Below are 11,815 nucleotides of genomic sequence, written 5' to 3'. Positions count from 1 at the left end.
ACTCAAGGAGAGAGTGTGGACAACCTCAGCGGAATCTCGGTTTTCGTCCAGGTCGCCGAAACTCGCAGTTTTGTCGCGGCCGGACGGCTACTGGGGGTGTCGTCATCGGCGATCGGCAAAAGCGTCGCGCGCCTGGAACAGCGCCTGGGAGTCAGGCTGTTTCATCGCAGCACCCGAAGCATCAACCTGACGGCGGAGGGCATGCTTTTCCTGAATCGCTGCCAGCGCGTGCTCAATGAACTGGAAGCGGCGGAACTTGAGCTATCGAGCACCAGCAGCGAACCGCGGGGCAAGCTACGCGTGAGCCTGCCCCTGGCCGGGCAGTTCCTTTTCACGTTGTTGTCCAGCTTTGCCAAGCGATACCCGGACATCCATCTGGAACTGGACTTCAGCGACCGCCTGGTGGATGTCGTGGAAGAGGGCTTTGATGCGGTGGTCAGGACCGGTGAGTTGAATGACTCTCGCCTGGTGGCGCGGCGACTGGGCGCTTTCCGTTTCCTGCTGGTGGGCGCCCCGGCCTATTTCCAGGCCCAGGGTATGCCCGTGGACGCCAGCGACTTGAGCAACCACGACTGCCTGTTATACCGGGTGCCATCGACCGGCAAGCTCGAACGCTGGCCGCTACCGGACAAAACCCACAACGGCGCGCAGGATCTGCGGGCCGTGCTGGTCTGCAACAACATCGACATGCTTTTCAACGCCGCGATAGAGGGACGGGGCATCGCCTGCCTGCCGGAATTTGCCGTCAAGGAGGCTCTTGAATCCGGGGAACTGCAGGCCGTGCTGACTCAAGAGGTAACCCGCACCATCCACTTCAGCGTGCTGTGGCCGCCAAATCGCTTTATCACACCCAAGCTGCGCTGCTTCGTGGATTTCATCTCCTTGCATATGTGAGCGGGCGGGGATGTCGGGGCGCGGCGCGTCCGGATCCTGAGAAACCAATGAGTCAGCCGATCAAGAGGGTGCCGCTGACGATTACCGCGCATGCCAGGACGCGGCGTGCAGTGAGTGTCTCGCCGAGGAACACGTAGCCAATCAACGCGGCGAACAGCACGCTGGTTTCGCGCAGCGCCGACACCGCGCCCAGGGGCGCTTCGTTCATGGCGTAGATGACGATTCCATAGGCCAGCAAGGAGACCAGCCCGCCGGCCAAAGCGGTAAATATTCCGGGCCGGAATGAGAACAGGCTGCGGGCGTCGCGCACACCGATGTACACCAAAGGCATCAGGACGCCCCACAAGGCACACATCCACACGGTGTAGGCCAGCGGCGCGCCGGAGAGCCGGGTGCCGATGCCGTCGGTGACGCTGTAGGCCGCGATGAAGCAGCCTGTTCCCAGCGCATAGGGCAGGCTGGGAACCGACAGTTTGCGCCCACTGAACGCCAGCGAAATGATTGCGCCCGACACCAGCGCGATTCCCAGTAATGTGCTGGGGGCGATGTGTTCTCCGGCAAAGATCGCGGCGCCCAGGGTGATCAACACAGGTGACGAGCCACGGGCAATCGGATAGGTCTGCCCCAGGTCGCCGAGCCGGTAACTGCGCACCAGGAACAGGTTGTAGCCGACATGCAGCAACGCCGACAGCAGCGCGTAGCCCCAGCTGGCGGGCGCTGGCGGGACCATGAACGCGGCCGCGACAATACAGGCGATGGCGACCGCGATGCACATCATTGTCATCGACCAGAGCCGGTCGGCGCCGCCACGCAGCAGCGCATTCCAACCGGCGTGGAGGAGCGCAGCGAAAAGAATCAGCAAAGTGATATGGATAGGCATGCGCCGATGTTAAGCAACCCGGTGCCCGGACGACAGAGAAGTCTGCTCATCCTTTCATGAATAAAATCTCATGCATCATTAATCCGTTGGAATTTCAGCGCCTCGCTCATCAACCACTGGCGGAAGCTGACAATGTGCGGTTGCGATTCGATGCCTTTCGGGCAGACGAAATAGTAGGCCAGCGGTGAAGGGAACGACACGTCGAACAGCCGCACCAGGCGACCGTCACTGATTTCGGCTTCAACGTGTCCGCTGCGTACCAAGGCGACGCCATGGCCGAGCAAGGCTGCTTCGACCGTCATGTTGGTATCGCCGAACCTGACACTCTCCTTGAGTGGCAGGAAATCCAGTCCGACTTTTTGAAACCAGGCCTCCCATTTCGGCGCCAACTCAGCGCCATCTCGCGCCAGCAACGGGTAGTGCAACAGTTCGACGGGGCTGTGGGGTGTCCCGAAGCGCTTCAGCAGATCCGGGCTTGCCACCGGAAACACCTGTTCACCGAACAGAAACTCAGAATACAAGCCAGGATAACTGCCCTTGCCGAGTCGGATCGCGACGTCCGCCTGGGCATCGGAGAAGTGGATGATCCTGTCCGTGGTGTCCAGTGAAACCAACAGCTCGGGAGACTGGCGGGCGAGGCCGGGCAAGCGTGGCAGCAGCCATTTCAGCGCGAAGGAATAAGTGGTGCTGACTTCGAGCCGGACCCTGTCCTTTTGTTCGCGCAGGTCGGCCAGGGTCGCCTCCAGGCTCATGAAGAATTCCCGCACGATGGGCGCCAGCGTAGCGCCTGCTGCGGTCAGGCTCAACGACTTGCCACGCTCGAACAGTTGCAATCCCCAAAGCGCTTCGAGATGCCTGAGCTGGTGACTGACCGCGCTCTGGGTGACATGCAGTTCCTCGGCGGCAGCGGTAAAGGTCGTGTGCCGGGTGGCTGCTTCAAAGGCACGCAATGTGGCGGTCGGTGGAAGGTCTCTCATGTATGGATGTCCCGGCGAGTCTTGGAGATGCGAGGTATGAACGTGAGCTCATGTTAGAACATCTCAGCGGGGCAGGATCAGCGTATCGGCGACGAAGCCGGATGGCGGGTCGATGATTGCAAACGGCGCCAGGGCGCTCGTGGCCCTGGCGTCGTCGGCTGTATCTGCGTGTCTTCTACAGCGCAGGACGTTGCAGCTTGACCCATTCCTGCACCGTGGGTCGTTGCCACTGGCGCTGTGCGTATTCCACCAGCGCGCCGGGCACGGAGTCACCGTTGAGTATCAGTCGGTTGAGCATCACCGCCAGGTCAACGTCGGCAACCGACCATTGGCCGAACAGGTATTCCGGGTTGTCGGCCAGCAGCGCTTGTGCGGCACTCACCAGCTTGCGCGCTGCCGACTCGGCCGTTGGCGACAAAGGCGCCGATTTGACCCCGTAGAACACCACCAGTGTCGAACGCTCCTGTCGGATCGGGAGCAGGTCACTGCGCAACCATGCCTGTACTTGTCGTGCCTTCGCCCGTTGGAATCGATCCTGCGGATAAACCGGGGGCAGCGGGAATGCCTCTTCCAGGTACTCGGTGATCGCCGACGATTCGGACAAGGCGAAGTCGCCATGCACCAGGGTCGGCACCCGCTGGGTCAGCGAAAGGCTCGAATAGTTCTCGGCCAGGTTTTCGGACGCATCGAGGTCTATGGGGTTCATTTCAAAGTCGATGCCCTTTTCACGAAGTGCCACGAAAACAGACATGGCATAGGGGCTGCAGAACTGGGCGTCAACGTACAGGCGCAGGCGGGACTGGGTCACGGGGGCATCTCCTTATGTATGAAGGCCCACGCTACGAGTTCGCGCATCATAAATACAATTCAGGTTTTTCATGGGGGTATTCCTGGCCGGAATAGCGCTCAGTCAGCATCGCTCTTACGCCCGAAAAAACTGCGTCTACACTCGTTTTTGCTGGCCAGGAAGGATCGACGGCTGCCACAGGTTTTCGTTGGGTCCTTGAAAACTTTCTTCAAGACAAGGAGCTGTCATGACTTCCCCTGACTCTCTTGCGATTGCACAACCCATGAGTCTCAATCCGGCTGCCAGCGCATCTGCGAGTAAATGACTCAGCTGGGTTTGCACTCGGGCCTTTCATTGAAAAGTTTCCATAAGAGCTTGCGCCAACCGGCGCATTTCCCGGTCGTCGTGCAAGTCCACGGCGACTATTGCTGTCCACACTGCGCGTAGGAGAACTGTCGTGAATACACTGCAAGCCTTTCTTACCGATTCGAAAGCGCTTCCGCTTTTGTCGTCAGCAACGCCGCTCGTCCAATGGCAGGATGTCAGTACCAGCGCATTGGCGCAGTACGCGCCGTCCGACGCCTCATTACCCATGGGGCAATATGCGGTCGCCACCGTGATGAACTGGGCACCGGGGCAGGGCTTTGCCGGCGCTATCCCGACATGGGAAGTGGGCGATGGTACCTGGGGCGTCATCGGCTTCCTGCCGCATCCTGGATTGCAAGTGATGCAGATTCCACTGAGCGATCTGGCCGGCTATGACTTGACCGACCCACGGAGTTGCGGACAAGGCGTCATGCACTGGGCGCAGCTTGAGGAAAACGGTTCCAATCAGCTCGCGATCCCGATGTATGTCAACGATGGCGAGACGTTCAATGCGCTGGTGTTCACCCCGAGCTACCCGACCCTGACGTTCTACGATGCGCCGAACACCCAGCTGTATTTTTCACTCCAACAACCGGCCAAGCTGATCAATCTGATGGATCCGGCGGTCTGGGCCAATGCCGTCATGCGAGTGGCCAACAACCTGGGCTTCGCCGCCGGCTGGCCGACCTGGGAATACACCACGAACCGTGGCCTGATCGGTATCCCGGCCTATGACCTCGGTGCGGTGCCCGACGCGAGCGCCGAGAACGTCACCACCGTGCTCAAGTTGCTGCACCGCACGTTCTTGTCGCTGCAAACCTGCGAGAGTGTCTCCTCATCGCTGTCCTCCGGGGTCTTCGTCGATTTTACCGCCCCGGCGATTGCCGATCCGACGTTGCAGATTCTTACCGATTGCCTGTTCGGTGCCGTGCAGGTTTGCCTCAATGCCATTCCGGGTGTCGGCGGGCCGCTGGCGGCGCTCGTCTCGTCGGGGGTGCAGGTGGCCCTCGACGCGACCAAGAGCAGCGGCGGTACATTCTCGCTCGAGCAATACCAGACCATGCTCGTCGCCGCGTCCAATGCCACGATCAACTACGTCACCCAGTTGCACGACAAGTTGCAACAGGCAACCGGAGACGATTTGCAGACGCTGTGGCAATCCACGTACGACGATCCGCTCTCGGGACGCAGCGTCACCCTCGGGCTGCTCGCCAATACCCCGGCAGAGGTCGTCAACGGTGACAGCTATTGGGCGCAACTGTCGCAGCAGCTGGAGGTGAGCTATCTGGACAACCTGAAGGTCCAGATCACCGCGCAGTTGTTCGGCATCTGGTCGCGCACTTACCAGAATCGGCCGGCGGACAAGCAGTGGTGGTACGGCACCGTTGCGTCGGTGACCGCCCCCGGCGGCGATTGCTCGAAGTACATTGCCAGCAGCGATAGCGATCTGTCGGTCTGGTACAACGATGCGCAACAGGTGGACGATTACGTCACGCTCAATGAGTGGTGGATGCAGTTGCTCGCCAGCAGCAGTCCCGAGTATCCACCGCCCTCTTTGGTGTACAACCTGTTCTCCGACGATGGCTTTGGCGTGACGACGAACTGGTTGGGCACATTCACCAAGGAGCAGCTCTATACCCAGTTCTTCCTGCAACAGACCCAGATCGGCGTGATCGGGCCCCAGACGTGGGTGTACAACCAGTCGGATGCGATTGTCAGTGCCTCGATGATTGACCTGAAGAAAGGCTATGCGCTCGCCGGTTCTACGGACACCCACGGTCAGGTGCAGGTGTATTCATCCAACGCCATAGTCAGCGAGATGAACGCAACGTGCGGGTTCTCGCAGCCGGTCATTACCAACGAGTTGGCGCCCATTTTGACGTCCTGAGCTTCATCACAGAGATTGACAGTCCCCGGACGTGGCAGCGGACGGGGGCTGTATTGGGTGAGTGTGAACCCGCTTCCAGCTGCTACCCAGAGTCTCCTCATCCTTCCATGAGCAGACTTTAATGCATCCCAAATCCTTTGGACCTTCAGTGCCTTGCCGATCAACCACTGACGGAAGCTGACGATGTGCGGCTGCGATTCGATGCCCTTTGGACAGACGAAATAGTAGGCAAGGGGGACGGGAATGGCACGTCGAACAACCGCACCAGCCGGCCATCGTTGATTTCGGCTTCAATATGTCCACTGCCGAGAGAGACTCGGCAAGCGTGGCAGCAGCCATTTCAGGGCGAAGGAGTACGTGGTGCTGACTTCAAGCCGGCCCCTGCCTTTCTGTCCGCGAAGATCGGCCAGGGTGGCCTCGAGGCTCATGAAGAATTTCCTTACGATGGGCGCCAGCGTCGCCCCTGCTGCCGTGAGGCCGAGCGACTCGCCACGTTCGAACAACCGCAATCCCCAAAGCTCTTCGAGATGCCTGAGCTGGGGGCTGACCGCGCTTCGAGTCACATGCAGCTCATTGGCTGCAGAGGTAAAGGTTGTGTGTCGGGTGGCGACTTCGAAGGCACGCAATGTAGCGGTCGGTGGCAGATCTCTCATGTATTGGCTATCCGGCGAGTCTCTGGAAATGAGAGGCATGAACATTGGCTCATGTTAGAGCATCTCAGGGGGAGGGGATGAGAAGTTGGCCATCGTGGGCTGATTGAACTGCATGCGGGACACCAGGGCTACAGCCGGCATGGCAATTTCCGTTAATCTCTTCCTTGCGCTCCCCAAGCCAATCAATTACCCCCTTTTCTTGCAGGCCCTCGGGTCCCGAACCGGATATCAATACACCAGGTTATGGTCAAGCACATCGAACCCGACATGACGCTGCTGAAAATGCCGTCCCTCAAAGCGGTGAAGTCGTTCGTAGCGGCTGCGAAATACCAAAGCTTTACCCGTGCGGCGGAAGCCTTGTGCGTTACCCAGGCCGCCATCAGCCGACAGATTCGGGAGCTGGAGGGATATCTCGGGGTCAATTTGTTCAAACGGGTTGGCCGGGCGGTGGAGCTGACCGAGGCAGGGGTGATTTTTTTCGACGCGGCCCAGATGTCTTTCGTCAATATTTCACAAGCGGCCGAACGCATCCGGACGAAAAACTCCGGCAAGAAGATCCTGACGCTCTGCTGCTCCCCGGCGTTCTCTGCACTGTGGTTGTCGGCGAGGCTGCCGACATTCTTTTCCCAGAATCCTGACATCGATCTTAATTTCATCACTACCCAGAATTTCCTGTCGATGGAGCCTGGGATCAAGCCCGACATCTTCATCACCAAGATGGCCAGGATCCAGGATGGCTACCGTAGCTATCCGTTGTTTCACGATGTCATTTATCCGGTATGCACGCCCCGATACCTGGCCGATCATCCCGAATTGTCGAGCCTGGAAGCCCTGCGCGATGGTGTTCTGTTGAACCTGAGCCCCTATGGGCGCGCCCAGGTCGCCGAGCACGTCGATTGGGGAGTCTGGTTTGCTTTCCACCGTATTGTCATGGACGAGCGTCCGCATGACAGTCCTCACGTGCTCAATGCCAACGATTACAACCTCATCATCAGCATGGTGTTGACCCATCAAGGGGTGGCGCTCGGCTGGAACCATCTGGTAGCGCACCTGATCGAGAGCGGCGCGCTGGTCCGCCCGGTCGCCGATGAGATGGTGCTCAAAGAGAGCTTGCATTATCTGACCTTCAGGGAAGATCGCCAGACGGATGAGGCTTGCTGTCGGCTCAGGGACTGGCTGCTGTCCCAATTCGGCCGTAACGCCGATTGATAACATTTTGTTATGCATTGATCGGCATAAAGGTTTCTTGTCGATGCGCAAGGCCAAGACGTAATCTTGGTCCAAGCCGCAAGCACCACTCGGCGTAACCAGAATAATGCCTCAAGGACTTACGACTGCCATATTCGTAGGTTTGAAAATAAGAAGCCGTCGTCACTGCCAATTGGGATAGATACGGTCTGATAAGGTTTTAAACGGCGAAAGCCGGTCTGCCCTGCATCGAGTACTGTCAGCCAGCGCTATAGACAGTGTTCTGATGACGACTCAAATAATGGAAGTTTATACCGTGCTTCGAAGAGCGCAGGCCGTTGCGCTCGTTGATACTTCCGGTCATTAATATTCGGAGAGGTTGTCGTGAGATTCGAAGGTATTTATACACCCGCCGTCACGCCTCATAAGCCTGGTGGTGAAATCGACTGGAACGTATTTGCAGAAGTTCTGGAATATCTGGTGGAAGCGAAAGTGCATGGCATTATTATTGGAGGCTCGACGGGCGAGTATTATGCGCAAACCGCCGAAGAGCGTCTGAAACTTGCAGCTCATGCCAAGGATGTCATAAACAACAGTGTGCAACTCATCATTGGCACCGGTGCGATCCGAACCGAAGATGCCGTGTTGTTTGCCGAAGACGCCAGGGCCATCAAGGCCGACGCCATCCTTGTGACAACGCCTCCCTATGCGCTCCCGACCGATCAGGAAAACGCCATTCATGCGTTGACCATCGATCGTGCGGCCAATATGCCGATCATGCTTTACAACTATCCAGGTCGGATGTGCGTACAAATGAACGAGGAATACCTCGCACGCGTCGGCAGGTCGAAAAACGTTATCGCGATCAAGGAAAGTTCCGGTGATATGGGACGCGTGCACTTGCTCGCTCGTGAATTTCCACATATCGCACTGTCCTGTGGCTGGGATGATCAGGCACTGGAATTTTTCGCCTGGGGGGCGAGAAGTTGGGTGTGTGCCGGTTCCAACTTTCTGCCCAGAGAACATGTGGCGTTATATGAGGCCTGCGTGGTCGAGAAGAACTACGATAAGGGACGTCAAATCATGTCCGCGATGATGCCGTTGATGAACGCACTGGACGGCGGAAAGTTTGTGCAGTCGATCAAGTTTGGTTGTGAACTGAATGGGCTCAACGTGGGCGATGTACGTGCGCCGCTGCGGCCATTGAACTCAGAGGACAAACGCAGCCTTCAGACTGTTATCACTCATGTGAAGCGCACCGTCGCCCACATTACTTCGGGAGCCAACCATGCGTGATCTATTGACCGCGGCTGAATATGCAGCCATCGCCAAATCGATGTCGTTTCCCTCTAACGCATTCATCAATGGCTCGTTCAAGCCCGCGCTTTCGGGCAATACGTTTATCACCAGCAATCCCGCTACGGGCGAGGTGCTTGCCGAAGTCGCCGCCTGCAACGCCGATGACGTGAATTACGCCGTCAGCAAAGCCAGGGAGGCTTCTGAGGATGGTCGCTGGAGGTCGTTGCCGCCCGGCGAGCGCAAGGCCGTCCTGTTGAAGTTTGCCAAACTGCTGGAGGTCAATAGCCATGAACTGGCGGTCCTTGAAAGCCTGGACAGCGGCAAGCCGGTGCGCGAATGCCAACTGGTGGATGTACCGGACACCGTCCATACGTTGCGCTGGCATGCCGAGTTGATCGACAAGATTTACGACAACACCGCGCCAGTCGGTGATGGAGCACTTGCCCTGGTGGTACGTGAGCCGATTGGTGTGGTCGGTTGTGTACTGCCCTGGAATTTCCCGTTGCTGATGCTGGCCTGGAAGATTGGCCCGGCGCTTGCCGCCGGTTGCTCAGTCATTGTCAAGCCCGCCGAGCAAACCAGCCTGACCACGCTGCGGGTCGCCGAGTTGGCCTTCGAAGCGGGCGTGCCGGCCGGTGTGTTGAACATCGTCACCGGCACCGGGAAGGATGTCGGCGAGCCGATCGGCTTGCACAAGGATGTCGACATGGTGAGCTTTACCGGTTCGACAGCCACCGGCCGCCGATTCCTGCACTACGCGGCGGATTCGAACCTCAAGCGCATCGTGCTCGAGTGCGGCGGCAAGAATCCTGCCTTGGTCATGGACGATGCCGAAGACCTCGATCTGGTCGCTGAACAAGTGGTCAATGGCGCGTTCTGGAACATGGGCGAGAACTGCTCGGCGACCTCACGCCTGCTGGTGCATGAGTCGGTGAAGGATGAGTTGCTGGCGCGCATGGGCGCTTACATCCGTGAATGGAAGATGGGCGATCCACTGGATCCTCACAATCGGGTAGGGGCCCTGGTCAGCCCGGAGCACTTCGAAAAAGTGAAGTCATACCTTGAGTACGCCACGGCTGGAAAACTTGAAGTGGCCTACGGCGGTGAAACCGAGGGCGACGCCTTCGTCGAGCCTACGGTTGTCGTTGGGGTCGACCGGGAAAGCCGGCTGTTCCAGGAAGAGATTTTCGGTCCTGTACTGTCAGTCACCACCTTCAGTTCAATCTCTGAAGCCGTTGCCTTGGCAAACGACTCGGTATACGGCCTCGCCGCCTCGGTCTACACCGGCAGCCTGCGCAAGGCGATCAAACTGTCCCGTGAGATTCGGGCCGGTATCGTGACCGTCAACTGCTTCGGCGAAGGCGATGCGTCCACGCCGTTCGGTGGTTACAAGGAGTCCGGCTTCGGCGGTCGAGACAAGTCCATCTTCGCCCATGACCAGTACACCGAGCTGAAGACCATCTGGATCGATGTGTCGGATCGCTCCGTGGACGAGACCGTAAAATGAGCCACCATTGCATCAAGCGCTTGCCGGTCGATACCGGGGTTTCAGGGTGGGAAGCCATCTCGACGCGTGTGACGCCGGTGCGCATGCTTGATGGCAATGTCACGGCGGACTGGTTGATCATCGGTGCCGGATTTGCCGGATTGTCAGCCGCCCGCCGCCTGTCCCAGTTGCGCCCGCAGGACTCCATCGTCGTCGTCGATGCCCATGAAATCGCCAAGGGGCCGGCCGGTAGGAACTCGGGTTTCATGATCGACGTACCGCACAGTCTGTCATCGGGCGAGTACTCGGTCGCCGGCGAGTCCGCCACGGCGTTGGAGATTGCGCAGAACCGGTTTGCCATTGAGTTCGCGGCGCAAGCGGCGCAGGAGTACGGCATGACGGCCGAAACGTTCGATCCGTCCGGCAAGATCAATGCAGCGGCAACCGAGCGCGGCATCAAGCTGAACCTCAATTACGCCAAATCCCTGCAAGCCATTGGTGAGCAGTACGAATTGCTCGATGCCGCCCAGATGCGCGAGATCACCGGATCGAATTATTACCACGGGGGGCTCCGCACGCCTGGCGCGGTGATGATTCAACCGGCCCAGTACATCCGCGACCTGGCCCACGGCCTGGCGGATAAAATCACCCTGTTCGAGCGCTCACCCGTGGTCGAGTTATCCCGTCAGGGGGGCAGTTGGCTGGCCAAGTCTTATCGTGGTCGCGTCAGTGCCGCCAAAGTGATCCTCGCGGTCAATGGTCATGTCGAGGATTTCGGCCACTTTCAGGGCCGCCTGCTGCATGTGTTCACCTACGCTTCGATGACGGCGGCCTACAGTCATGCTGAGTTCAATCGTGACGTTACCGGGCAGGCCCGGTGGGCATTGTTGCCTGCCGATCCAATGGGAGCGACGGTCCGCAAGGTCACTGCAAATGGCTTGTCGCGAATCGTCATCCGGACCCGATTCACGTATGACCCGAGTATTCAGGTCTCGCTCAAGCGGGTGGCGCAAGTGGCGCAGGAGCAACGACATTCTCTGGATGCGCGCTTTCCTGAATTGCAATCGACACCGCTGGAGTTCAGTTGGGCCGGACGTCTTTGTTTAAGCCGCAACAGTGCTCCGGCGTTTGGAGAGGTGGAGGAAAACCTGTATTCGGCGTGCTGCGAAAATGGTCTGGGGACCGTGAAGAGTACGCTGGCAGGTGTCATGGCTGCTGAGCTGGCAACCGGGACGGATTCAAGGTTTCTCGAAACCTTCAGCCGCAGCCCTGAACCCAGCAAGCTTCCGCCAAAAATAATAACCAACCTGGGGGTCGGCTCGGTCATTCGCTGGCAAGCCCTCAGAGCAGGTCGAGAAGGTTGACTGCCCTGTACCACAACGGCTTCCGTTCCCCGG

At 58.8% G+C, this 11,815-nt stretch carries 10 protein-coding genes and 1 pseudogene; 6 read left to right on the top strand and 5 right to left on the bottom strand.

Annotated elements, in window-relative coordinates; genetic code table 11:
* Positions 1-15 precede the first annotated feature (15 nt).
* The gene (locus LCU97_RS17880; protein ID WP_232777356.1) at positions 16-894 is read left to right on the top strand and encodes a LysR family transcriptional regulator; all 879 of its coding nucleotides are present in this window, start codon (positions 16-18) and stop codon (positions 892-894) included.
* A gap of 52 nt (positions 895-946) precedes the next feature.
* On the opposite strand, the gene LCU97_RS17875 is transcribed toward LCU97_RS17880, so the two are convergent.
* The 4 genes from LCU97_RS17875 to yfcF form a co-directional block, all read right to left on the bottom strand.
* Positions 947-1,774: an EamA family transporter gene (locus LCU97_RS17875; RefSeq protein ID WP_053154074.1), complete on the bottom strand. Its 828-nt coding sequence runs from the start codon at positions 1,772-1,774 to the stop codon at positions 947-949.
* A gap of 68 nt (positions 1,775-1,842) precedes the next feature.
* Complete coding sequence (gene gcvA / locus LCU97_RS17870; protein WP_232777355.1) at positions 1,843-2,751, bottom strand: transcriptional regulator GcvA; 909 nt, start codon at positions 2,749-2,751, stop codon at positions 1,843-1,845.
* 63 nt (positions 2,752-2,814) lie between these two features.
* Complete coding sequence (locus LCU97_RS26690) at positions 2,815-3,024, bottom strand: YceK/YidQ family lipoprotein (RefSeq protein ID WP_332875347.1); 210 nt, start codon at positions 3,022-3,024, stop codon at positions 2,815-2,817.
* Positions 2,927-3,559, bottom strand: coding sequence for a glutathione transferase (yfcF, locus tag LCU97_RS17865; protein ID WP_232777354.1), 633 nt, complete (start codon positions 3,557-3,559; stop codon positions 2,927-2,929). Before yfcF ends, LCU97_RS26690 begins: the two co-directional genes overlap by 98 nt.
* Positions 3,560-3,995: 436 nt before the next feature.
* Between yfcF and LCU97_RS17860 the strand changes: the two genes are divergently transcribed.
* Complete coding sequence (locus LCU97_RS17860) at positions 3,996-5,792, top strand: hypothetical protein (RefSeq protein ID WP_232777353.1); 1,797 nt, start codon at positions 3,996-3,998, stop codon at positions 5,790-5,792.
* A 134-nt stretch (positions 5,793-5,926) separates the two neighbouring features.
* Here the strand turns inward: LCU97_RS17860 and LCU97_RS17855 are convergent.
* A pseudogene (locus tag LCU97_RS17855) lies at positions 5,927-6,445 on the bottom strand (LysR family transcriptional regulator); the annotation flags it as partial.
* Positions 6,446-6,688: 243 nt separating this feature from the next.
* Between LCU97_RS17855 and LCU97_RS17850 the strand changes: the two are divergent.
* From LCU97_RS17850 to LCU97_RS17835, 4 genes are all read left to right on the top strand, one after another.
* On the top strand, positions 6,689-7,654 hold the full coding sequence (locus tag LCU97_RS17850) for a LysR family transcriptional regulator (RefSeq protein ID WP_053154062.1): 966 nt from the start codon (positions 6,689-6,691) through the stop codon (positions 7,652-7,654).
* A 363-nt stretch (positions 7,655-8,017) separates the two neighbouring features.
* Complete coding sequence (locus LCU97_RS17845; RefSeq protein WP_053154058.1) at positions 8,018-8,929, top strand: dihydrodipicolinate synthase family protein; 912 nt, start codon at positions 8,018-8,020, stop codon at positions 8,927-8,929.
* On the top strand, positions 8,922-10,439 hold the full coding sequence (locus LCU97_RS17840) for an aldehyde dehydrogenase (RefSeq protein ID WP_232777352.1): 1,518 nt from the start codon (positions 8,922-8,924) through the stop codon (positions 10,437-10,439). The genes LCU97_RS17845 and LCU97_RS17840 overlap by 8 nt, the downstream gene beginning before the upstream one ends.
* The gene (locus tag LCU97_RS17835) at positions 10,436-11,782 is read left to right on the top strand and encodes an NAD(P)/FAD-dependent oxidoreductase (protein ID WP_053154053.1); all 1,347 of its coding nucleotides are present in this window, start codon (positions 10,436-10,438) and stop codon (positions 11,780-11,782) included. The genes LCU97_RS17840 and LCU97_RS17835 overlap by 4 nt, the downstream gene beginning before the upstream one ends.
* Positions 11,783-11,815 lie beyond the last annotated feature (33 nt).

The organism is Pseudomonas uvaldensis, assembly GCF_021271205.1.
In the GTDB taxonomy this organism is placed as follows: domain Bacteria; phylum Pseudomonadota; class Gammaproteobacteria; order Pseudomonadales; family Pseudomonadaceae; genus Aquipseudomonas; species Aquipseudomonas uvaldensis.
The sequence above is the reverse complement of the archived record's forward strand: the minus strand, read 5'-3'. Positions and strand labels throughout refer to the sequence as shown.